Annotated in this window: 27 protein-coding genes, 1 tRNA gene and 1 other annotated feature; of the genes, 2 read left to right on the top strand and 26 right to left on the bottom strand. The window is 34.7% G+C overall.

Annotation, left to right across the window (positions count from 1 at the left end):
• Window positions 1-87: 87 nt before the first annotated feature.
• The 19 genes from rpoZ to miaA all read right to left on the bottom strand — a co-directional run bounded on the left by rpoZ (window position 88) and on the right by miaA (window position 13221).
• Window positions 88-291, bottom strand: a complete 204-nt coding sequence (rpoZ, locus tag ACOMA7_RS01495; protein WP_041152297.1) for a DNA-directed RNA polymerase subunit omega — start codon at window positions 289-291, stop codon at window positions 88-90.
• Window positions 291-908: a guanylate kinase gene (gmk, locus tag ACOMA7_RS01490; RefSeq protein ID WP_034531069.1), complete on the bottom strand. Its 618-nt coding sequence runs from the start codon at window positions 906-908 to the stop codon at window positions 291-293. Before gmk ends, rpoZ begins: the two co-directional genes overlap by 1 nt.
• 63 nt (window positions 909-971) lie before the next feature.
• Window positions 972-2663, bottom strand: coding sequence for a DNA repair protein RecN (recN, locus tag ACOMA7_RS01485; RefSeq protein WP_421391522.1), 1692 nt, complete (start codon window positions 2661-2663; stop codon window positions 972-974).
• Window positions 2664-2681: 18 nt separating this feature from the next.
• Window positions 2682-3488 carry a TlyA family RNA methyltransferase gene (locus ACOMA7_RS01480; protein ID WP_034531067.1) on the bottom strand — a complete coding sequence of 269 codons (807 nt, stop codon included), beginning with the start codon at window positions 3486-3488 and terminating at the stop codon, window positions 2682-2684.
• Window positions 3489-3499: 11 nt separating this feature from the next.
• Window positions 3500-4393, bottom strand: a complete 894-nt coding sequence (locus ACOMA7_RS01475; protein WP_421391520.1) for a polyprenyl synthetase family protein — start codon at window positions 4391-4393, stop codon at window positions 3500-3502.
• Entirely contained in the window at window positions 4393-4623 is a 231-nt protein-coding gene (locus ACOMA7_RS01470; protein ID WP_414826919.1) for an exodeoxyribonuclease VII small subunit, read from the bottom strand. Before ACOMA7_RS01470 ends, ACOMA7_RS01475 begins: the two co-directional genes overlap by 1 nt.
• On the bottom strand, window positions 4623-5963 hold the full coding sequence (gene xseA, locus ACOMA7_RS01465; RefSeq protein ID WP_421391517.1) for an exodeoxyribonuclease VII large subunit: 1341 nt from the start codon (window positions 5961-5963) through the stop codon (window positions 4623-4625). Before xseA ends, ACOMA7_RS01470 begins: the two co-directional genes overlap by 1 nt.
• Window positions 5956-6813 carry a bifunctional 5,10-methylenetetrahydrofolate dehydrogenase/5,10-methenyltetrahydrofolate cyclohydrolase gene (locus tag ACOMA7_RS01460; protein WP_053791772.1) on the bottom strand — a complete coding sequence of 286 codons (858 nt, stop codon included), beginning with the start codon at window positions 6811-6813 and terminating at the stop codon, window positions 5956-5958. The genes xseA and ACOMA7_RS01460 overlap by 8 nt, the downstream gene beginning before the upstream one ends.
• A 100-nt stretch (window positions 6814-6913) precedes the next feature.
• Complete coding sequence (gene nusB, locus ACOMA7_RS01455) at window positions 6914-7315, bottom strand: transcription antitermination factor NusB (protein ID WP_034531062.1); 402 nt, start codon at window positions 7313-7315, stop codon at window positions 6914-6916.
• Window positions 7315-7752 carry an Asp23/Gls24 family envelope stress response protein gene (locus tag ACOMA7_RS01450; RefSeq protein WP_034531061.1) on the bottom strand — a complete coding sequence of 146 codons (438 nt, stop codon included), beginning with the start codon at window positions 7750-7752 and terminating at the stop codon, window positions 7315-7317. The genes nusB and ACOMA7_RS01450 overlap by 1 nt, the downstream gene beginning before the upstream one ends.
• A 45-nt stretch (window positions 7753-7797) precedes the next feature.
• On the bottom strand, window positions 7798-8361 hold the full coding sequence (gene efp / locus ACOMA7_RS01445; protein ID WP_034531060.1) for an elongation factor P: 564 nt from the start codon (window positions 8359-8361) through the stop codon (window positions 7798-7800).
• Window positions 8362-8533: 172 nt separating this feature from the next.
• Entirely contained in the window at window positions 8534-8830 is a 297-nt protein-coding gene (gene rpmA, locus ACOMA7_RS01440; protein WP_034531059.1) for a 50S ribosomal protein L27, read from the bottom strand.
• Window positions 8831-8851: 21 nt separating this feature from the next.
• A complete protein-coding gene (locus ACOMA7_RS01435) occupies window positions 8852-9196 on the bottom strand; it encodes a ribosomal-processing cysteine protease Prp (protein ID WP_053791773.1) in 345 nt (114 codons plus the stop codon).
• Window positions 9197-9210: 14 nt separating this feature from the next.
• On the bottom strand, window positions 9211-9519 hold the full coding sequence (gene rplU, locus ACOMA7_RS01430; RefSeq protein ID WP_034531057.1) for a 50S ribosomal protein L21: 309 nt from the start codon (window positions 9517-9519) through the stop codon (window positions 9211-9213).
• A gap of 18 nt (window positions 9520-9537) precedes the next feature.
• Window positions 9538-9614: a sequence feature (ribosomal protein L21 leader region), on the bottom strand.
• Window positions 9615-9712: 98 nt separating this feature from the next.
• Window positions 9713-9786, bottom strand: a tRNA-Arg gene (locus tag ACOMA7_RS01425).
• 75 nt (window positions 9787-9861) lie between these two features.
• Entirely contained in the window at window positions 9862-10374 is a 513-nt protein-coding gene (locus ACOMA7_RS01420) for a hypothetical protein (RefSeq protein ID WP_054608173.1), read from the bottom strand.
• Between the two features lie 91 nt (window positions 10375-10465).
• The gene (gene glnA / locus ACOMA7_RS01415) at window positions 10466-11809 is read right to left on the bottom strand and encodes a type I glutamate--ammonia ligase (RefSeq protein WP_034531055.1); all 1344 of its coding nucleotides are present in this window, start codon (window positions 11807-11809) and stop codon (window positions 10466-10468) included.
• Between the two features lie 36 nt (window positions 11810-11845).
• A complete protein-coding gene (locus tag ACOMA7_RS01410; RefSeq protein WP_053791775.1) occupies window positions 11846-12214 on the bottom strand; it encodes a MerR family transcriptional regulator in 369 nt (122 codons plus the stop codon).
• 77 nt (window positions 12215-12291) lie between these two features.
• The gene (gene miaA, locus ACOMA7_RS01405; RefSeq protein WP_301945482.1) at window positions 12292-13221 is read right to left on the bottom strand and encodes a tRNA (adenosine(37)-N6)-dimethylallyltransferase MiaA; all 930 of its coding nucleotides are present in this window, start codon (window positions 13219-13221) and stop codon (window positions 12292-12294) included.
• Window positions 13222-13356: 135 nt separating this feature from the next.
• Here miaA and ACOMA7_RS01400 point away from each other — a divergent pair, with 135 nt between their 5' ends.
• The gene (locus ACOMA7_RS01400; protein ID WP_034531052.1) at window positions 13357-13533 is read left to right on the top strand and encodes a DUF3042 family protein; all 177 of its coding nucleotides are present in this window, start codon (window positions 13357-13359) and stop codon (window positions 13531-13533) included.
• Between the two features lie 50 nt (window positions 13534-13583).
• On the opposite strand, the gene ACOMA7_RS01395 is transcribed toward ACOMA7_RS01400, so the two are convergent.
• From ACOMA7_RS01395 to ACOMA7_RS01365, 7 genes are all read right to left on the bottom strand, one after another.
• Complete coding sequence (locus ACOMA7_RS01395; RefSeq protein ID WP_220729633.1) at window positions 13584-13964, bottom strand: rhodanese-like domain-containing protein; 381 nt, start codon at window positions 13962-13964, stop codon at window positions 13584-13586.
• Between the two features lie 20 nt (window positions 13965-13984).
• Window positions 13985-14953, bottom strand: a complete 969-nt coding sequence (locus ACOMA7_RS01390) for an ROK family glucokinase (RefSeq protein WP_034530854.1) — start codon at window positions 14951-14953, stop codon at window positions 13985-13987.
• A gap of 24 nt (window positions 14954-14977) precedes the next feature.
• Window positions 14978-15175: a YqgQ family protein gene (locus ACOMA7_RS01385; RefSeq protein WP_034530853.1), complete on the bottom strand. Its 198-nt coding sequence runs from the start codon at window positions 15173-15175 to the stop codon at window positions 14978-14980.
• 30 nt (window positions 15176-15205) lie between these two features.
• A complete protein-coding gene (locus tag ACOMA7_RS01380) occupies window positions 15206-15832 on the bottom strand; it encodes a rhomboid family intramembrane serine protease (RefSeq protein WP_054608283.1) in 627 nt (208 codons plus the stop codon).
• Window positions 15833-15866: 34 nt separating this feature from the next.
• Window positions 15867-16409 (bottom strand): 5-formyltetrahydrofolate cyclo-ligase, encoded by a 543-nt coding sequence (locus tag ACOMA7_RS01375; RefSeq protein ID WP_081006894.1) that lies wholly within the window; start codon window positions 16407-16409, stop codon window positions 15867-15869.
• Between the two features lie 53 nt (window positions 16410-16462).
• Window positions 16463-16612: a 50S ribosomal protein L33 gene (rpmG, locus tag ACOMA7_RS01370; RefSeq protein WP_034530852.1), complete on the bottom strand. Its 150-nt coding sequence runs from the start codon at window positions 16610-16612 to the stop codon at window positions 16463-16465.
• 135 nt (window positions 16613-16747) lie between these two features.
• Window positions 16748-18811, bottom strand: coding sequence for a peptidoglycan D,D-transpeptidase FtsI family protein (locus ACOMA7_RS01365; RefSeq protein WP_421391506.1), 2064 nt, complete (start codon window positions 18809-18811; stop codon window positions 16748-16750).
• A gap of 113 nt (window positions 18812-18924) precedes the next feature.
• Here ACOMA7_RS01365 and ACOMA7_RS01360 point away from each other — a divergent pair, with 113 nt between their 5' ends.
• Window positions 18925-21522, top strand: coding sequence for a YfhO family protein (locus ACOMA7_RS01360; protein ID WP_421391504.1), 2598 nt, complete (start codon window positions 18925-18927; stop codon window positions 21520-21522).
• Window positions 21523-21533: the final 11 nt, after the last annotated feature.

Here is a 21533-nt window from a genome sequence, read left to right as displayed (position 1 = left end):
TCCCATATCTTAAGAACTTATTACCTATATTGTATCAAAAAATCAAAATAAAAACCCTTGCATTGCTGCAAAGGGTTAATTTATTTATTATTTGTTATCTCTAGTTAGTTCAACCTTGCCGGCAACGATTTCTTCGAAAGCCTTACCAACAGATTTTCTAGATTTGTATGAGTCTAATAATAATGGTGATCCAGCATCAATATCATGAGCTCTCTTACTTGCTAGCATGATTAATGAGTATCTTGAATCAACTCTTTCAAGTAGTTTGTCAACAGATGGATATAATAGCATTAGTCTTCTTCTCCTAACATTGATAGATAATCCGGCATTACGCGGTTAACTTTTAGTCTTTCGCTGTTAACGATAGTCTTAATTCTATCTACAGCATTTTCAACTTTGTCGTTTAATACAGCATAGTCATAATTTCTCATCATCTTGATTTCAGAAACGGCTGTCTTGATACGCTTATCGATAACGTCCATGTCATCAGTTCCACGACCAATTAAACGATTCTTTAGCACAACTAAATCAGGTGGGGTTAGAAATACAAATACTGCTTCTGGGCAATTAGCTCTAACCTGCATTGCACCATTAACTTCGATTTCTAAGAATACGTCATGACCTTCATCCAAAGTCTTATTAACATAGTTCAATGGAGTTCCATAGTAATTGTCAACGTACTTTGCATATTCTAGCATTTCACCATTTTTGATATGGTCTTCGAATTCCTCTTTACTAACAAAGAAATAGTCTTTACCGTTTACTTCACCTTCACGAGGACTTCTAGTAGTCATTGAAATTGAGTACTTGAAATCAACGTCTGGTTCGTTAAACAATGCTTTTCTAACAGTACCTTTACCAACACCAGAAGGTCCTGAAAGAACAATTAGCATTCCTCTTTTTGCCATTTTAAAACCCCTCAAAATTTTATAATACTACCATTATGGCCTATTTTACTGATTTTTTCAAATTTATTTTTTAGTTTCATCAGCTAACTTTAATAATTCGTTAGCGTGTTGAAGTGTTAAATCAGTGACCGTTGTACCAGATAACATTCTAGCAAGTTCATCAACACGTTTTTGAACTGATAACTTGATGATACTTGTCTTGGTACGATTCTTATCAATCTTCTTTTCAATAAAGTAATGATGATCAGACATTGCAGCAACCTGTGGTAAATGCGTAATACATAGAACCTGAGATTTTTGCGCAATCTTGCTGATTTTTTCGGCGATTGCTTGAGCAACTCTACCGGAAACACCAGTATCTACTTCGTCGAAGATGATTGAAGTAACACCTTGCATATTAGTGAATAAAGTCTTTAATGCCAACATAATTCTAGATAGTTCACCACCGGAAGCAATCTTTGATAGTGGCAACATTGCTTCACCTGGATTGGTTCTCATATAGAATTCAACACGTTCTGTTCCGTATCTGTGAAATTCACCGATTGGTAACTTTTCAAAGTTAACTTTGAATTCGGTCTTAGCCATATATAAATCAGATAGTTGATCATGCACTGCTTCTTCAAGCTTGGTTGCGACAGCGTGACGCTCTGTGTTCAATTCATCAGCTAAATCACTCAACTTGTTTACGGTTGATTCATATTGTTCATTTAAATCTTCACCAGTAGTTTGGTCGGCTTGCATGGTTGAAAGTTCCTTAACCACATTATCGTAATGCTTTAGGATTTGTTCAATTGAATCACCATACTTACGTTTTAAACCGTAGATGACATTCAATCTTTCTTCGATTTCTTCTAAATGACCTTGGTCGAATTCTTGTAAGTCCATTTGATCAGAAATGTTGTCAGAAGCATCTTGTAGTAAGTAAAAAGCATTCTTGATGTTGTCAGAAATTTCTCTAAATTGAGGGTCAACTTCTTCAATTGATTCCATTGAATTCTTGGCTTCACCAATTACATCTAAAGGATTGAATGTTTCATCACCGTTAATGGAACTAAAACTCATGTTTAAGGCATCAACAATTTTTTGATAGTTAAGCAAATGGTCTCTTTGGCTAACTAGTTCTTCTTCTTCGCCAACTTCTAGATGAGCATTGTTAATTTCATTTTCCTGAAATTCCAACATATCAAGACGTTGTGACCATTCTTTTTCATTACCACGTTTTTCTTTGATTGATGCTTTCAATTGTTGGTAGTGATCAAAAGTTTCTTGGTACTTAGTTAAAGTATCGCCAATTTGTTTATGACCAAATTCATCAAGTAAATGAACGTGTCTTTCTGGTTGCATTAATTCTTGATGTTCATTTTGACCATGAATGTCAACGATTGTCTCACCAATTTTCTTTAGCATTGTGGTATTAACAAGCATCCCATTGACACGACAAATATTACGACCATTTCTATAGATTTCTCTTTGTAAAATGACGCTATTATCGCTATGATCAATTCCCATGTCATCTAACACTTTATAGGTTAGACCATCTTCAGGGAACACAAATAAACCTTGAATTAATAACTTGTTACTACCAGTTCTAATAAAGTTTTGTGAACCTCTGCCACCAGCTAATAGGCCAACGGCATCGATAATAATTGACTTACCAGCACCAGTTTCACCAGTTAAAACAGTCATTCCATTGGAAAAATCAATTTCCAAATGGTCGATAATCGCAAAATCGCTAATTGATAGGTTTTCAAGCAATCAAAAGACTCCCTCTCATTACTTTAGTTCGTCAGCTCGTTTGATAGTATCTTCAATCGAAATATCTGGATTAATTGAAGGATTATCAACAGACTTTAAGTCTACTAAGAATTCAATGTTTCCTTCGCCACCCTTGATTGGTGAGAAGTCTAATCCTTCAACTGAGTAACCAGCGCTAACGGCAAATTTTATAATATCTTCCAAAACTTCGGCATGAACAGCGTGATCTCTAACGATACCGTGTTTACCGATTTTATCTCTTCCGGCTTCAAATTGTGGCTTAATTAACGCCGCAACGTGGCCATTTTTTACAAGAATATCTTTTAGTGGTGGCAAAATCAAGTGAAGTGAAATGAAAGAAACGTCAATTGAAGCAAATTCTGGTTGACCTTCTGTAAAATCATCTAGCTTTGAGTATCTAAAGTTGGTGTGTTCCATCACAACAACTCGTGGATCTTCACGAAGCTTCCATACTAGTTGGTTACTACCAACATCCAAAGCGTAACTTTTTTTAGCACCATTTTGTAACATCACATCAGTAAATCCACCAGTGGATGATCCGATATCTAAAACAGTCTTATCTTTAACATCAAGATTAAATACCTTCAAGGCTTTTTCAAGCTTTAGACCACCTCGACTAACGTATGGCATTGGTTTTCCTTTTAAATGCAACTTTGTGTCTTCAGGAATCTTAACACCTGGTTTATCCAAACGTTCTTCGTTTTTACCTAAAACTTCTCCGGCCATTACGGCTCTCTTGGCTTTTTCTCTTGTATCAAAAATACCCTGTTGAACAAGTAGCACGTCTACTCTTTCTTTTTTCATGCGAACTACTCCTATTTTTCTATTTTAAAGTAATCTAAAAATGATGATAACAATTCTGTATCGACATCATTTTCATCTTTTAATTCGTCTAAAATTTGACGGCTATGACTAATCGTGTCTTCTAAGTAAGAATATGCCTTATCTAATCCTAAATGATTAGTATAAGTGTTTTTGACGCCATCTTGGTGCACTGGTTTTCCTAGTTCTTCTTGACTGGAGACAACATCTAAGATGTCATCGTAAATTTGAAAGGCCAAACCATAGTCGGCACCAAACTGATCTAACTTATCAATCACATCATGATTAGCATTTGCCAAAATACCACCAGAAATCATGGCATATCTAATCAATGCACCAGTTTTTCCTTCGTGTAATTTCTTAATTTCATGCAAGGAAAGCTGTTTGTTTTCATTCAAAATATCCATTGATTGACCGGCAACCATCCCTGATGGGCCAGCAAATTTAGATAGATAATAAACTAATTGAGCCTTTTTATGCTCATCTAGGTCATTATCGGTTAACCATTGAAAGGCTAATGTTAATAATCCGTCACCGGCTAATGTGGCTAAACCGGCACCATAAATAACATGATTAGTCTTCTTACCACGTCTTAAATCATCATCATCCATAGCGGGCAAGTCATCATGGATTAATGAATAAGTGTGTAGTAATTCAAGTGCACTAATCGCCTTTAAATCATCGTCTGTCATTTCGTGATTTAAAGTATTTAATGTCGCAATGCTCATTAGTGGTCTTAGTCTTTTTCCACCGGCCATCAATGAATATCTCATTGAATCAGCCAGTTGATCATTGCTAACATCTTTTTTTACTTGATTAGCTAGTTGACTTTCAATTTGTGGTTTATATTCATCAATAAAATCAGATAAAACTACAGATTGACTCATTACTTATCTTCACTTTCTTTTTCGAACGCAACTTCAGAATCCTCATCTGTCATTTCTTTAGCTAATGTCTTTTCAGCATTCTTCAAAGTACTTTGTAGTTCGCCACTTAGCTTAACACCTTTTTGGAATTCACTTAGTGCCTTTTCCAAAGGAATGTCACCTTGTTCTAATTCGGAAACGATTTGTTCTAGTTTGTTCATGTTATCTTCAAAACTTGCTTTTTCAGCCATTATTTACTCTCCTTTTTCACTTCGTTAACAGTTGCTTTCGCATATCCATCAATTAATTTTAGTTCAATATCATCATTTTGCTTAATGTCGTCAACTTTCTTTACGACCTTGCCTTCGCTGTTAGTTGTAAAAATAAATCCACGAGACATAACTTTTAATGGGCTTAGATGATCTAACGCATCAACTCTTTGTGTTAGTTGATTTTGTTTATTTTGAATCAACAACATAATGTTTCTCTTTAATTGGTCATCTTTTACCTGTAAAACTTGTTGTTGTTCTTTGATTAAGTTCTTTGGTGAATTGATTTTTAGATTATATACTAAGTCATTTAGCTTTCTATCGGACTGGTTGATTGTTTCCTTTAGGGCGTTCATCAATCTTTCGTTTAGCATGTCAATCTTTTGGACGTATGAATCATACAAGCGTTCAGGTTGCTTGAAAATGTATGATTGTTGGATTTTAGCTAAACGTTGTTGTAATTGACTTAATTTGTTTCTAAAAGCATTAAAAATTCGTACTTGGTCATTTTTAATATCAGTCATGACATCAGTCAATACTGGTACCGCTAGTTCGGCAGCGGCAGTTGGTGTCGCTGCTCTTACATCCGCGACTAAATCAGCAATTGTTGTGTCTGTTTCGTGTCCAACTGAAGAGATCACTGGAATCTTACTATCAAAGATTGCTCTGGCAACGATTTCCTCGTTAAATGGCCAAAGGTCTTCAATCGAACCTCCACCACGTCCAATAATCAATGTGTCAAAATCACCGCGTTCATTCACACGATTGATTTGTCTAACAATATCGGAAGCGGCTGCATCACCTTGCACTACGGCAGGATATAAAACGATTTGAGCAATTGGATATCTTCTTTTAGTAGTTGTAATAATATCTCTAATAACAGCCCCACTAGGTGAAGTAACTACCGCAATTCTCTTTGGATACTTTTCCAAGGCCTTTTTAGGGGCGTTGAATAATCCTTCAGCAGATAGCTTTTTCTTTAATTGTTCATATGCTTGATACAAGGCACCAACACCATCTGGTTCCATGTGATCAATATAAATTTGATAGTTACCGGTTGCTTCATAGACTGAAATTCTACCAGTAACTAATACTTTCATTCCTTCTTCGGGTTTAAACTTAACCTTATCGAAAGCGGATTTAAACATGATAGCGCTAATCTTGGCGTTATCATCCTTCAAGCTAAAGTATTGATGTGCCGGTCTCAATCTAAAGTTAGAAATTTCACCAGTTAAATAAACCTTATCTAGATAAGGATCACGATCAAACTTTTTCTTAATATAGCTTGTTAAATCGCTAACACTTAGGTAATCATTACCCATTAATATCACTCCACTTTGATAGTTCTACGGTTTGTCTCATCAATGTAGCGATGGTCATTGGACCAACACCACCAGGTACAGGAGTTATGTATGAGGCTTTTTTAGCAATACCATCATAATCAACGTCTCCAACTAATTTACCTTCATCATTCACGTTTTGACCAACGTCAATTACAACTACGCCATCTTTTACATCACTTTCTGTTACTGTATTAACCTTACCAGTAGCAGATACGATAATATCCGCGTCTAATGTGTATTCTTTAATATTTGCATAATGATTTAACACTGTTACTTCTGCACCAGCATTGATTAATAAAGCTGCCATTGGTCTACCAACGATGGTACTTCTACCAATTACAACTGCTTTTTTACCCTTCAAATCAATACCATATTCTTCAAACATAGTCATGACACCCTTTGGTGTACATGCCACGGGATAATTACTTTGTTCATTTAAGAATAATTTACCAGAATTAATCACTTGGAATCCATCCACGTCTTTATCTGGGTTAATTTGACTCATAACGTATTTTTCGTTGATGTGTTTTGGTAGTGGTGATTGAATCAAAATTGCATCAATATCATCGTCATGGTTGTAGTCGTTCAATATGTTCAATAATTCGTCTTCAGTGGTTTCTGCAGGAAGAGCCTTAACGATTGACTTAATTCCTAATTGTTGAGCTTTCTTATGCTTGCTTCTCACATAGCGGTGGCTAGCTTGATCATCGCCGACGATAATCACAGCTAGACAAGGGTTCTTACCTTGTTCGTTTAATTCTGAGACCATATCTGCAGTCTCTTGATTAACTTTCTTTGCTAAAGATCTTCCATCAATAATATTGCTCATCGTAAAACCTCCAAAGGATTATTTAATTCTCTTTTATTTTAGCATATAAAAAAATGTTTATGTATTAAAAAAAGACTCGCTTTTACGCGAATCATTTTTCTTAAGCAATTGTGTTTGATAAAACTCCATTAACAAATTTTCTCGAGTGATCATCACTGTATTTCTTTGTTAATTCCAACGCTTCATTGATTGCCACCTTTGTAGGGACATCGTCAACGTATTTAATTTCAAAAAACGCAAGTCTTAGAATTGCAAGGTCTGTCTTAGCAATTCTGTTAATGGACCAACCGGAAACAAGATATGAGATTATACTATCGTCTAAGCTATCCTTATTTTCGATAACTCCATCTACTAAAGTGTTGTAGTATGATGGAATTTCTGTTTCTTCATCGGTTCTTGAGATAGCATGAAAAAATAGTTCTTTATCGGTTGTATCATTTGCATTGATAGCAAACAATGTTTGAAATGCATACTCTCTTATTTTATGTCTAGTAAATTCCACTATTTTTCACCCTTATCGCTACTATTGCCGTTTAATAAACTTTTTGAATTAGCTCTTTTATCTTGTTTTTCATGAACGACACCTTCTACATGAACATTAACTTCACCTAAATCAAGTTCGGTCATGAATAGAAGTTGTTGTTTTACTTGTTCTTGAATTTCTAGAGCAACTTTAGGAACAGAAACCCCGTAATTTAGATATACGTAAACATCAACGATTAATTTTTCATCTTTAAAATTAAGTCTAATGCCCTTACCCATTTCTTTACGACCGAATAGTTCATTAACACTTGTTGCCAATGAGCCACGCATGCGCTTTACGCCCTTTACTTGGACAGAGGCAATACTTGCGATTACTTCCAATACGTTTGGTGATATTTGAATATCCCCAAACTTTGAACTAGCCTTTGGTAAAGAAATATTTGTTTGTTCTGCCATAAAAATTACCCTCCAATCAAAATAAAAGCATCAATTATTTATTAATTAAGCTCTTGAGATGTATGTTGCATCATTGGTGTTAATAACTAGCTTGTCACCAGCGTTAACAAAGAATGGTACTTGTACAATTAAACCAGTAGTCATAGTAGCTGGCTTGCTTCCACCTGAAGCAGTGTTACCTTTGATACTTGGTTCAGTTTCTGCAACTTCTAGAGTAACAGTGTTTGGTACTTCGATACCGATAACTTCATTTTCGTATTGAACGATACTTACGTCCATGTTTTCTTGTAAGTAGTTTAAAGCATCCTTGATCTTATCACCAGGTACAGTAATTTGTTCGTATGAATCCATATCCATGAATACGTAACCTGCACCATCTTCGTATAGGTATTGCATGTTTCTAGTGTCAATTTGTGCTTGTTCCATCTTAGCACCGGCACGGAAAGTCTTGTCTTGAACAGCACCTGTTCTTAGGTTCTTAAGTTTAGTACGTACGAACGCACCACCCTTACCTGGCTTTACGTGTTGGAAGTTGATGATACGCCAAATTGCGTTATCTACTTCAATAGTTAATCCTGTTTTAAATTGGGCAGTTGAAATTGTTGCCATGATTAAAACTCCTCCTAGTATTACTAATATGTTTTATATGATAGCAATGTTAGTGCAGCGATTGCAATCGTAATCGTTACTACCATTGTATCATGTTAGCTTTATTTAAATAAGTCTTTGGTAATAAAAAAAGCCTGAAAATAAATCAGGCTTTTTCTACATTATTCACTAATTACTTAGCAACTGCTTCAGATACTGGGTATACTGAAACTTGGCGCTTGCTGCGGCCCATACGTTCGAAACGTACAACACCATCAACTAAAGCAAATAAAGTATCATCACCGGCACGCTTAACGTTTTTACCTGGGTAAATGTGAGTACCACGTTGACGGTAAATGATTGAACCAGTAGTAACTTTTGATCCATCAGCAGCCTTTGTACCTAGACGACGACCTGCAGAGTCACGACCATTAGCTGTTGAACCTCCCCCTTTATGGTGAGAGAAGAATTGTAAATTCATTTCTAACATTGGATTACACCTCCGTACAATTTAATCTATTGTAATATCTAATTTAATATAATCAGCATAACTTTGAGAAATATCCCGCATTCCATTTTGGAATGTTGATAAAATTGCTTGAGCAGCAATCTCATCTTCGGAAGAATTAGCCTCAGGAACTGTAACTTCCATAAAACCACCTTCGATGTCATCACTGACAACTTTAGGTTCTAGGTTAGCAACTTCGGTTAACCCATTTACAGTAGAAATGGATAAAACAGAAACCGCAGCGCATACAATGTCCTTACCATACTCACCTGAATCAGCATGACCGGATAAACTAAAACTAGTAATTCGATCACTTTGCTTATCATGAATAATATTTGCTAATATCATTTTTAATCCTCTAATTAAGCCTTGATTGAGTCAATCATAACCTTAGTGTATGGTTGTCTATGACCCTTCTTAGAACGAGAACCCTTCTTAGGCTTGTAACGAAGAATAGTAATCTTCTTACCACGGCCTTGCTTTTCAACAGTACCTTCAACTGAAGCACCGTCTACAAGTGGAGTACCAACCTTAGCTGAGTCACCACCAACGAAAACTACTTGATCAAAAGTAACCTTTTCACCTTCGTTTGCGTTTAGCTTTTCAACGTAGATTGCTTCACCTTCAGCAACTTTGTATTGCTTTCCGCCTGTTACGATAATTGCGTACATAATGTGCACCTCCTTGAATAATATGCTTAGACTCGCCGAACATAAGCGCTTCAATAAGAAGACTTAATACTCAGTCCGTGCGGTTGTAGCTGTGAAAGTCCACAAATACAACAAAGTAAGTATACATATTTTGAATAATTTAGTCAAGAAAAAAAGCATATCATAAGTGATATGCTTCAACAATTTATTCAAATGTCGCGAGAGAGATTCGAACTCTCGACCTACGGTTTAGAAGACCGTTGCTCTATCCAGCTGAGCTATCGCGACATCAAAACTCAACAAAAAACATTATATCGGATAATCGACATGGTGTCAATATCATTTTTAAATCAATTAAAATTTTTATAATGAATTAATTTCACTAAATTGAGCTGACAATGATTTATCATCAACGCCAAGGTCTACTATACCAAATTTTAGGAACATTTTCCAGGAAAATTGGAAATCTTTTTTAGAATGATTATAAAAACCGTTAAACATCATTCGTTTAATTGATAAATATACTTGGTTAAAGTCACGATCAGCATCAATGTTTGTAATTTTGTTGTAATCTTCTTCATCAATAACGATTACGTCCAACCAGTTATGAACGCTAGCAAACAACAAGTAATACTTCATTACGTTGGCAACGTCTTTAGTAATCATTTCCTTATAGTTTTTTACATCAATATTTTCTTGATCTTTTTTGTATACAGAGAAACGCTTTGAATCCTCTGCTAATTTAGCTAAAGATAAATCCAATTGGATAAATAGCTTTTGTTGCTTATTATTGCCGTTTAAGAGCAATTGTTGCTTTTGCCCCATGTTATTGAACTTGGCAACAGCTTGTTGAATCATTTCGTCAAATTTTAGCAATCTAAACACCTCACATTCTATTTTATCATTATGACAAACGTTTGAAAAATAAAAAAGAGCCGGCAAAAAGCCGACTCTTTTTAAATTGTTATTAGTATTTTTCCATGTATTGGTTACGTTCCCAATCAGAAACTTGAGCACGGTAAGCATCGTATTCTAAATGCTTAGCAGCTAAGTAACTGTTGAAGATCTTTGAACCTAATGCATGTTTCATTGTTTCATCAGCAGATAATTCTTCTAGAGCATCTAGTAAGTCATCTGGTAAGTTAACAATTTCGTTTTCTTTTCTTTCTTGAGCATCCATTCTGTAGATGTTACGGTCAACACTCTTAGGAGGTACGATACCGTTCTTCAAACCATCTAGACCAGCTTCTAGAACAGAAGCAATTGCTAGATATGGGTTTGCTGAAGCATCAGCACTTCTTAATTCAAGACGTGTAGCTTGTCCACGAGCATTTGGTACTCGGATAAGTGGAGATCTGTTTGAACCAGACCAAGCAACGTAAACTGGTGCTTCGTATCCAGGAACAAGACGTTTGTATGAGTTTACTAATGGGTTACAAATTGCAGTGTAACTCTTAGCATGTTTGATTAAACCACCTAAGAAGTGGTAAGCAGTTTCTGATAACTTCAAGTCACCATTTTCGTCGTAGAATACATCACCACTGTCGTCAAATAATGACATGTTTAAATGCATTCCAGAACCATTGATACCACTTAGTGGTTTTGGCATAAATGTAGCGTATAAGCCGTATTTTCTTGCGATTGTTTTAACAACTAATTTAAATGTTTGAATATTATCAGCAGCGTTTAGAGCATCTGCATATTCGAAATCAATTTCATGTTGACCAGGAGCAACTTCGTGGTGAGCTGCTTCAACGTCAAATCCCATTTCTTCCAAAGTTAGAACGATTTCACGACGACAGTTACCACCTAAGTCAAGTGGTGCCATATCAAAGTAGCTACCTTCGTCATTTAATTTAACAGTTGGTTTGCCATCTTCATCCATCTTGAATAGGAAGAATTCAGGTTCAGGTCCAATGTTAAATGATGTAAATCCAGCATCCTTCATGTCCTTTAGAACACGGATTAAGTTATTTCTTGGATCACCTTCAAATGGTGTTCCATCAGTCTTGTAAACTTCACAAATAACTCGAGCAATCTTACCGCGTTCTGAACTCCATGGGAAAATCATCCAAGTTGATAAATCAGGATGTAAATACATGTCACTTTCTTCGATTCTTACGAATCCTTCGATTGATGATCCATCAAACATAATCTTGTCATTTAATAAATCATCTAATTGACTGATTGGAACTTCAACATTCTTTAAAGTTCCTAAAACATCAGTAAACATTAAACGTAAGAATTTTACGTCCTCTTCTTTAACAATACGACGAATGTCGTCTTTTGAATAATCATGCTTTGTAGCCATATACACCTACTCCTAACGTATTCAACATTAAATTAGTTAAAAAGAATTATTTGCAGCATCATGTGAATTTAATCCACCGATGTTCAAAAGTTCATCAGATAAAATTTTACGTGCTTCTTGATCAGTTAATTCCTTCGTATCGTTATTCTTGTTATCTTCTTTACGCTTCTTGTAGATTTCTTGAATCTTAGCAATATTTAAACCTTCGTCTAAATAATCCTTAATTTCTAAAATCACATCGATATCATTCAAAGAATACATACGGCGGTTACCATCATTTCTTTCAGGTGAAACCAATCCCTGTTCTTCGTAATATCTAATTTGTCTTGCGGTCAAGCTAGTTAACTTCATAACAGTTCCGATTGGAAGTACTGAAAGCGAACGTCTTAAATCCTTTTCTTTCATATCTAACTCCTTCTAACAACATTATAATAACATTATATTTTAATATGTCAATATTTAATGTAACAACTTCTAACATATTATGGCACTTTTTTATCATTTAGCCAATTAAATACATCTTTTTCGATGTTTTTTACAACTTCCATGTTAGATATTATGTCATACCAGTTAACTTTCATCTTATTTCTAAACCAAGTTAGCTGTCTTTTAGCATAATGTCTAGAATCTTTCTTAATTAATTCGGAAACATCCTCTAAGTCTAAATCACCATGGAAATAGTTGATGAATTCCCGGTAACCAATTCCCTTATATGCTGGTAAGGAAATGTCACCTTTTTGATTCAACCATTTCGCTTCGTCGATTAAACCTTCTTTAAACATAATATCAACACGTTTATTGATGCGATCATACAATACCTTTCTATCGGTATTAAGTGCAATAATATATGGATCAATTGATACGGCATTATTGGTTTGTTCTGAGAATTTAATACCTGTGTTGTGATAAACTTCTAGAGCTCTAATTACTCGGCGTTCATTTTCTTCACCAATCTTTTTGGCGGATACTTCATCAACGTTCTTTAATTTAAGCCACAATGCATGCTTGCCGTTTTCTTCGGCAAACGCATGCATTTGATTTCGATAGGCTTCATTATCATAGTGATCACCGCCAAGGTTCAATCCATCGACAAGTGATTGAATATAAAATCCAGTTCCTCCCACAATAATTGGAAGTTTTCCCCGTTTATGAATATCATCAATTAATTTATTAGCCGATTCAACAAAATCAGCCGCTGAATATCTTTTGTCGACATCAATAATATCGATTAAATGATGAACAATTCCCTCTGATTCTTCTTTTGTCACTTTGGCTGTTCCAATGTCTAAGTGTTTGTAAACCTGCATAGAATCACCAGAAATAACTTCACCATTTAATTTCTTAGCCAACTTAATTGATAAACTTGTTTTTCCGACCGCTGTTGGTCCGACAATTATTAGCACTTTTTGCATATTATCCCACCATTTCTGCCTATATAAGTTTAGCATATAAAATATTGAATTAAAATATACTTAAGACTGGATAAATAAATAAAAAAACATCATAATGGTAAGTGTAAAGCAAATTATTATATAGGAGGACTTAAAATGAAAAAATTCGCTAAAGGATTCTTTGTTGGTGCATTAGCAACTTCAAGCGCAGTTGCTGGAGCATTATTCTCTTTCAAGAAAAAAGTTGTAGACCCTGTTGAAGGTCAAGCTGATAAACTAGAAGAAAACAGAAAAAGAGTTGTTCGTAAACAACGTTCCGCTCATTTAAACTAATATGAAATAATAAAAAAAGCACTTTACGAATTGTAAAGTGCTTTTTTTATTTACTTCTTAGTCTTTCCATTCCAGTTTCTAAAACCTGATTTTAGGATATAAATATCTTTGTATCCATTCTTACCAAGTAAAATAGCTGTCTTAATACTCAAAGTCTTACCTTGGTCGTATAAGTACACTGGCATGTCTTTTCGAATGTTCTTATAAAACATCTTGATTGTTGAGTAAGGAATACTTCTGGCACCTAAAATGTGACCAGATTCAAAGTCTCTGTTTTCTCTTAAGTCAACAATTTGTCCCTTGTGACTACCTTGCTTGAATTCTTCTTCATCAACAAAAGTAGCAACACGGTTTGCTCTCATTCTAGTAATGCTGTTATAGATTAGGATTGCTAATAGAATAACAACAATTAAAAGCATGGATGGAATCATGTGTTATTACACCCCTAATGTTATTTGTTAATGTTTCTTAAAGCTAATGAACCAGCACCAATTACCCCAGCATCGTTACCTAATTGAGCTAGACGAATCTTGGTAGAATCTCTAACAGGTCTAAATGCATTTTCTTGGAAGTACTTAGTTGTTGGTTGTAATAATGTGTTTCCAGCGTTTGAAACACCACCACCGATAACAATGTTGTCAGGGTTCAATGTGTTACCAACGTTAGCTAATGCAAGACCTAAGTAGTAACATACGTGATCTACGACTTGGTTTGCAAAAATATCACCGTTGTCAGCTAGGAAGAAGACAACCTTTGAAGTTACTTCTTCACCTGAATTAATCATTTCCTTTAGTCTTGATTGACCAGTGAATTCGCTTGAAAGGTTCTTAGCAACCTTAACAACACCAGTAGCTGAAGCGTATTGTTCTAGACAACCGCGCTTACCACAAGTACATTCGAATCCACCTGGTTCAACAGTAATGTGACCAATTTCACCGGCACCACCGTTAACACCGTGAGCTAATTCACCGTTAACGATAACACCTCCACCAACACCAGTTCCTAGTGTTACGAATACAACGTCTGAGTCCTTACTTCCGGCACCCTTCCAGTATTCACCTAGTGAAGCAACGTTAGCATCGTTATCTAAAGCAAATGGTAGGCCCAATGCTTTTTCGATTTGATCCTTAATATGTTGGGTAGTCTTCCAGTTTAGGTTGTAAGCCCCAATTACAGTACCTTCCTCACGGTTTACTGAACCTGGAGTTCCCATTCCAATTCCAATAAAGTCGTCAATTTTATGATCAGAGTCCTCCATCTTTTTTGCGATAGAGTTAATGATATTTGGAACAATATTTTCTCCGTTAGCGCTTACATCGGTGGTAATAGCCCACTTATCTAAGATTTCACCGCTATCAGTTAGGAATGCCAACTTAGTTGTTGTACCTCCTAAATCGATTCCAATTAACTTACGTACCATTTTAGTTTCCTCCTAAAAATTGTATTATTTCTTTTCTTCGATTCCATGTTCATGTTTTAATACAAGCTTTGCCTGTATGAACTCTTCTTTAGTTACGAGTCCAGCATCATGTAGATGATCAAGCTCTAATGCCATAACCTCTATATCCCACAATCTTTTGCCAACGTAAACATAGATTCCAAATTTTTTTAAAAGTTGTTGAACATCGTACAACGTCTTCATTTTCCCACATCCTAACGAAAAATGCACTAATTAATTTGCAAAATAACCAGTTTTTAAGCAAAAATATGCAAATACTAGCAATACAATTAATGCTAATATTTTCTTTACCATTGGAATTTTAAACTCTGATGGTAGTCCTACTACGTAAGGCAATAAGAACCCAGCAATTAAACCACCAATATGACCTATTATATCAATATCTGGTGACATTAAGTCGAATCCAATGTTCAAGACGATTAGTAATAGAAAACTTTGTGACATTCTTCTGACATACATATTATCATGAAATGTTTCACCTAACATCAAAAATACACCGAACAATCCAAAGATAGCGGTACTTGCACCAGCACTTGCTCCATTTGAGAATGCAAATCCGGCAATGTTACCAAATATTCCTGACAACATGAAAATCACAAGAAATCTAATGTGTCCAAAAATCTTTTCAAGCTGAATCCCTACATAGTATAAACTAATTCCGTTCATTAAAATATGTAGAAATGATAGATGAATAAATATTGGTGTGATGAATCTCCACCATTGACCAAATTGGACTAGTGGACGATACATAGCACCATAATTAATAATTGCATCCGTTGAATTTGTAACGATACCAAATAAATATACGAATATAATTATTGCTAAAATTCCTTCAGTCATAAAAGGAACATCATCTATTTTTCGATATAAACGATTATTTGAAATTTGAGTGAATAATTGTTTCAACTTGTTGATCAAACTCATCTACTTTCCATATTGATTTTTCATACATTCTAATTCTATCAGCAAGTGCAATAGTATTTCCAGGATAATCAACTAAAACTCGGTCATAGTATCCACCACCATAGCCAAGTCGATTATTATTAGACATATCAAAAGCCATTCCCGGAACAATCAACAAATCAATATCATTGACGTCGACGCCTTGACCATCAACTGGTTCAGAAATCCCCATTTTATTAACAAACAACTTGGTTTCATGGTTGTACTCAATGAAATCCATATCGCTCTTATTAATCACCTTGGGAACATATACTCTTTTGTTATCACTTAGTGCTTTTTCAATGATTGGATCAGTATCAATCTCGATATCAGTACTAAGGGTTACTCCAATTGAAGTTGCCGCAATCCACTCATTAGTTTCAAACAACTGATTATATAAATATTGTACATCTTCTCTATTATCTAAATTTTTAAGTTTATTTAAAATTTCACTTCGAGCTGCTGATTTATCCATCTATTCACTTCCCAGAATATAAAAAAAGGATTTGGGCCTTTAAACCCGAATCCTTATTTTGTTTCACGATGTAATGTAACTTTTCTTTCACGTGGACAGTATTTCTTTAATTCCAAACGATCAGGGTTGTTACGACGACTCTTAGTTGATAAGTAATTACGTTCGTGACATTCTGTACATTCTAAAGTAATGTGTACTCTCATCTTAGTTACACCTCCAAGTTAGTTGTATTTTTAATTTTTATATAAACAACTTTCAACTCTTAATATATTATCATTTTTTCTTTGATTTGACCAGAGTTTATATAAATATTGTTAAGGAAAATTACTTAACAGCAATTATTTCAAGCCACTGTCGGATTGAACGTACTTCCAGTATGCTTGATAAATCTTTTGAGCTAAGTCAATATTATTGCTTTCTGCGTTACTTGGCAAGTTTGGAATTGCAACTACAACTACCACTTGTGGATTATCTGAAGGAGCAAATGATCCCAAACTCAAAGTAACAGTTTCAACTGGTTTTGAACCCTTCTTTCCACTTGAGTAGAATGTTTCGGCAGTACCAGTCTTAGCTGAAATTGAAGGTTTAACAGTATTTAAAGTAATACCGGTTCTGTATTCGTTAGTACCATGAACCACCTTGTAGAAACCATCAGTAACAACTTTTCTTTGTGCAGCTGTCATATCAATCTTGTTTAGTACAGTTGGTGTAACAGTGTATTTAACTCGACCTAACTTACCACTCTTATTTGAAGCACGGATGCTTTGAACGATGTGAGGTTCAATTCTGTATCCACCATTAGCAATTGTAGAAATGTATTGAGCAACTTGCATTGGTGTGTAAGCATCATAGTTACCGTAAGATAAATCAAGTGCCTTACCAATGTTTGCTGAACCACTAGGACCTTGAATACCCTTTGTTTCACCAGGTAAATCAATTCCAGTGTATACACCTAAACCAAATTGGTTGAAGTAACCTCTCATAATATTGAAGACAGCTGGATTCATTGTTAATGCTCCACCTTCAACGTAGTTGAACTTAGCTTCTTTCATTGCTAATTGCATCATGTAAGAGTTAGATGAAACTTCAAGCGCTGTTGAAGCATCGAGTGCAATATCATGATTACCATTTTGGTTAAACCATGATGCCTTTCTGATTCCACCAGTTAAAATTGGCTTATCAGTTAAAGTAGAGTTAGTTGGTGTAATAACCTTGTCCATTAAAGCACCAGAAATCATGGCACCTTTAACAACAGAACCCATAACGATTGAACTGTTAATTGTTCCAAGAGCATTTGGAGTTTCTTTTCCAGTTTCTGGATCACGACTAACCCCAGCTAAACCGATAATTCCACCAGTATTAGGGTTCATAACAACTGCGTATGCACCTGTTGAATTACCAGTACCTTGATCAGCTTCTTCAACTAGTGATTGAATCTTCTTTTCGAATTCAGAGTTAATAGTTAATTGAAGGTTATCACCCTTTTGACCACCATATTGTTTAACAGCTTTATCTAAGCTACCACCCTTGATTAAGGTTTGTGATTTTGAACCACGTAAAGTAGCTTCGTATTTTTCTTCTAGGTAACTTTGACCAACACTATCATTTCTGGAGTAACCTTCTGCTAATAGTGTATTGATTCTGTCACTTGGCAAACCAACTTTTTCAGAAGAAACAGTTCCAACAATACTTTGAATGGCGTTTCCATTTGGATATTCTCTTGTCCAACTATCACCAATTTGGACACCAGGCATTTCATCTAAATGTTCACCAATTTCGGCAATTTCCTTATTAGTAACATTGGTTGTCTTGATGTATGTAGTTGATAATTGGTAAGAACCACTCATCTTTTGGAAGATTGATGCAGCATTCTTAGTTGCTTTATCTGTGCTGTATAGCTTGTCATTCATAACTTTTTGAAGTTCTAGAGCGTATTCTTCACTAGTACTTGCGCCCTTAGGAAAAGTAATACTAGAGCTTACTTTCTTAAGGTTATCGGCATTAGCTAAGTAAAAATCAGCTTCTTGTCTAGGAGTTAATGCTGAAGTGTCAACAGTTAAGTATTTGCCTAATGTGTTGGCAATCTTATATAAGTCAGCACTAGTTACTGATAATCCCTTAGTGTATTGAATAGCTTGGTGGGCTTTATTTCCAACAAGTACACGACCGGTAGAATCGTAAATCATCCCTCTTTGCACATTTCCATACTTAACGGAATTATCAGATCGGCTAACTTCAGCCTTATATTGGTTTCCATTAATAACTTGTAAATAACCCAACTGGATTATTAGAATGGCAAATAAAACTCCGACAACTGTCAGAATAATATTTAATCTAAATGGTACCTTTGAATTTTCCCCACGATCACTGTGGTGGAATATTTTTTGCAAAAAACTATTCAAAACAATCTAACTCCTTAATTATTATATGTTAATCAGTCATTTAGTCTGGTTTATTGTATACTATAGTTGGTTACTTTATAAGTAACAATCAAAATACATAGGAAGTATTAACTATGATTAATTCAATTAAAAAAATCATAAAAAAACACCGCTTATACTTATTAAGCTTTTTTATTCCATTTATTATTATGTCATGTTATTTTGCTTACCGCAATATGTTTCCATTTGGAAATAGTAGCATTTTAACTGTGGATCTAGGTCAACAATATGTAGATTTATTCGCATATTTCCGTCGAACAATTCTATCTTTAGACCTACATAGCATATTATACTCATTTTCAAACGGATATGGTGGAGAAATGATTGGAATTTGGGGATATTACCTATTAAGTCCGCTTAATATCATTTTATTAATCATCCCTGCTAAGTTTATCAACTTTTCAATTCTTTTGATAACACTATTTAAATACGGTTTATCAGGATTAACTTTCAGCATTTTTCTAAAGCATAAGGGAATCAAAAAAGACCTAATTATTTTATCAATGGCAATTACCTATGCTCTTAATGGATGGATGATTGCTAACCAATTAAATGTAATGTGGTTGGATGGTGTTATCCTACTACCAATTATCATTATGGGTATTGATCGAATTTTTAAACACAACAAATATAGCCTATTCATTATTAGTTACACGGCAATGTTAGTCATTAACTACTACATTGCATACATGATTACGATTTTTTCTGTTATCTATGTAATTGGCAAGTTAATCAATGATGACCATTCGTTAAAAATGCGTCTTGGTAGATTAATCTCGATTGGTGTTAGCTATTTCGTATCATTACTGCTTTCAGCATTCATCTTTTTACCAAACCTAATCGAACTTAAAAACGGTAAAGGTGCATATACTCTATCAACATTTAAGTGGAAGGTTGAATATAGCCCATTGAAAATGATAAGTAAACTTTTCGATGGTAGCTTCAACTTTTCTCAAATGCCAAGCGGTTACCCTAACATCTTTATTGGTGCGATTGCCGTAATTGGTTTCATAATATTCTTCTGCAATAAACAAATTCAGTTAAAACGAAAAATCACTGCACTTGCCATCACAGTTATCCTAATTGTTTCGATGTTCTTTGAACCATTAGATTTACTATGGCACGCAATGCAGTTCCCAATTTGGTATCCATACCGTTTTTCATTCATTTTTTGCTTTTGGATTATTTATATCGCTGCAATTGGTTTGGATAAGCAAGCTGGACACATTAACATCAAAGAAATTATCATCTCCGGAGTTATTTTGATTGCTGGTTTAATTTATACAGCTCTAAACATTAATAGCTTTAACTACTTATCACTAACCAAGTATTTAATTTCATTGGCATTTGTTGCCATTAGTTTTATTGTCATTCATGTATCAAACAAAGATAATAAGTACTACCTACTCTGCTTGGTAGTTATTGCAATTGGTGATACGGGAATGAATGCATTTAACTCCTTAAACGCCATTAGTTATGTATCAAATGATGATTACATGAAGTACACAGCAACGTTAAATCGTCACGTGAATGATATTAAACAAAAGGATGATGGTTTCTATCGAATCAGTAAAGATTTCTATCGAACTAGAGATGATCCAATCGAATCAAACTTTTACGGTGGTTCGACATTCTCATCGACACTTAGAAAATCAACACCGGATTTCAACCAAAAGATTGGTAATGCATATACTACCGGATCAATTGATTATTCAAACGGAACCATCGTAACTGACTCATTACTTTCATTTAAGTACTTCATTAATACGATTAACTACAATAAGACATATCCGATGATTCAAAAGAGTAGCAATCGTTATGATATCGTCAATAATGATGTGCAAAAGATAGATATCTTCCAAACCTTTAAATCAAACAATGCATTCCCACTTGTTTACACAGCATCTGATAATGTATTTTCAAAAATCATTGCATCAGATCCTATTAAGTACCAAAACTCGATGGTTAAACAAGTCACTGGTAATAATAGCGACGTGTTCAATGAAAACATGCACTACACTATTCTTTCTGAAAACACTAATGCATTAACTGGCTTAAACAACCAAGTAATCGCTAAAAACAATCTTCTAAAAGATGGCGAAATCGTAATCAAGTATAAGCACCAAAATAACAAGGTGCCTTACATGATAGTTCCAGCTTCAATGAATCAACAAAAATGTAGCATTAAGGTTAATGGTGAAGAATTAAACCTTCCAAGCGAATTTCAAAGTACTTTCGTTGTAAGCTTGCCAAACAACAAGGATAATAAAATTACCATCAAGCTATTAAACGGCAAAGTATACACTAACGAGTTTAATATCGCTTCCTTAAACCTACCTAAATTCCTAAGTGAAACAAAGGCAATTAGAAAACAAAACAACAATATTAAACTTAACGGTAATACCGTTTCTGCTGATATTAACGTATCTACAAAGCGTCAAGCCGTTGCAACCTCAATTCCATACTCCAATGGATGGACGTTGACTGTCGATGGTAAGAAACACCCTATTAAGGTGATCAATGATGAATTCATTGGTTTTAATAATCTTTCAGTCGGCAAACACAAAATCAAGTTATCATTCTATCCTTCAGGATTAAACGCTGGAATAACAATCTCAGTACTAACCTTGCTGTTTGTAGTTGGATTTTATATTTACAAGAAAAAAAGATAATAAAAAAGGAC

Origin of the sequence: Apilactobacillus intestinapis, from assembly GCF_049166695.1 — a bacterium.
GTDB lineage: Bacteria > Bacillota > Bacilli > Lactobacillales > Lactobacillaceae > Apilactobacillus > Apilactobacillus kunkeei_C.
The sequence above is the reverse complement of the archived record's forward strand: the minus strand, read 5'-3'. Positions and strand labels throughout refer to the sequence as shown.

Excerpts from the sequence above, each read along its gene's own strand:
- rpoZ (WP_041152297.1), bottom strand. The coding sequence starts at position 291 with ATGCTATTATATCCATCTGTTGACAAACTACTTGAAAGAGTTGATTCA.
- gmk (WP_034531069.1), bottom strand. The coding sequence starts at position 908 with ATGGCAAAAAGAGGAATGCTAATTGTTCTTTCAGGACCTTCTGGTGTT.
- ACOMA7_RS01480 (WP_034531067.1), bottom strand. The coding sequence starts at position 3,488 with ATGAAAAAAGAAAGAGTAGACGTGCTACTTGTTCAACAGGGTATTTTT.
- ACOMA7_RS01475 (WP_421391520.1), bottom strand. The coding sequence starts at position 4,393 with ATGAGTCAATCTGTAGTTTTATCTGATTTTATTGATGAATATAAACCA.
- ACOMA7_RS01470 (WP_414826919.1), bottom strand. The coding sequence starts at position 4,623 with ATGGCTGAAAAAGCAAGTTTTGAAGATAACATGAACAAACTAGAACAA.
- xseA (WP_421391517.1), bottom strand. The coding sequence starts at position 5,963 with ATGGGTAATGATTACCTAAGTGTTAGCGATTTAACAAGCTATATTAAG.
- ACOMA7_RS01460 (WP_053791772.1), bottom strand. The coding sequence starts at position 6,813 with ATGAGCAATATTATTGATGGAAGATCTTTAGCAAAGAAAGTTAATCAA.
- ACOMA7_RS01450 (WP_034531061.1), bottom strand. The coding sequence starts at position 7,752 with ATGGCAGAACAAACAAATATTTCTTTACCAAAGGCTAGTTCAAAGTTT.
- efp (WP_034531060.1), bottom strand. The coding sequence starts at position 8,361 with ATGGCAACAATTTCAACTGCCCAATTTAAAACAGGATTAACTATTGAA.
- rpmA (WP_034531059.1), bottom strand. The coding sequence starts at position 8,830 with ATGTTAGAAATGAATTTACAATTCTTCTCTCACCATAAAGGGGGAGGT.
- ACOMA7_RS01435 (WP_053791773.1), bottom strand. The coding sequence starts at position 9,196 with ATGATATTAGCAAATATTATTCATGATAAGCAAAGTGATCGAATTACT.
- rplU (WP_034531057.1), bottom strand. The coding sequence starts at position 9,519 with ATGTACGCAATTATCGTAACAGGCGGAAAGCAATACAAAGTTGCTGAA.
- glnA (WP_034531055.1), bottom strand. The coding sequence starts at position 11,809 with ATGGCTACAAAGCATGATTATTCAAAAGACGACATTCGTCGTATTGTT.
- ACOMA7_RS01410 (WP_053791775.1), bottom strand. The coding sequence starts at position 12,214 with ATGAAAGAAAAGGATTTAAGACGTTCGCTTTCAGTACTTCCAATCGGA.
- miaA (WP_301945482.1), bottom strand. The coding sequence starts at position 13,221 with ATGCAAAAAGTGCTAATAATTGTCGGACCAACAGCGGTCGGAAAAACA.
- ACOMA7_RS01400 (WP_034531052.1), top strand. The coding sequence starts at position 13,357 with ATGAAAAAATTCGCTAAAGGATTCTTTGTTGGTGCATTAGCAACTTCA.
- ACOMA7_RS01395 (WP_220729633.1), bottom strand. The coding sequence starts at position 13,964 with ATGATTCCATCCATGCTTTTAATTGTTGTTATTCTATTAGCAATCCTA.
- ACOMA7_RS01390 (WP_034530854.1), bottom strand. The coding sequence starts at position 14,953 with ATGGTACGTAAGTTAATTGGAATCGATTTAGGAGGTACAACAACTAAG.
- ACOMA7_RS01385 (WP_034530853.1), bottom strand. The coding sequence starts at position 15,175 with ATGAAGACGTTGTACGATGTTCAACAACTTTTAAAAAAATTTGGAATC.
- ACOMA7_RS01380 (WP_054608283.1), bottom strand. The coding sequence starts at position 15,832 with ATGACTGAAGGAATTTTAGCAATAATTATATTCGTATATTTATTTGGT.
- ACOMA7_RS01375 (WP_081006894.1), bottom strand. The coding sequence starts at position 16,409 with ATGGATAAATCAGCAGCTCGAAGTGAAATTTTAAATAAACTTAAAAAT.
- rpmG (WP_034530852.1), bottom strand. The coding sequence starts at position 16,612 with ATGAGAGTACACATTACTTTAGAATGTACAGAATGTCACGAACGTAAT.
- ACOMA7_RS01360 (WP_421391504.1), top strand. The coding sequence starts at position 18,925 with ATGATTAATTCAATTAAAAAAATCATAAAAAAACACCGCTTATACTTA.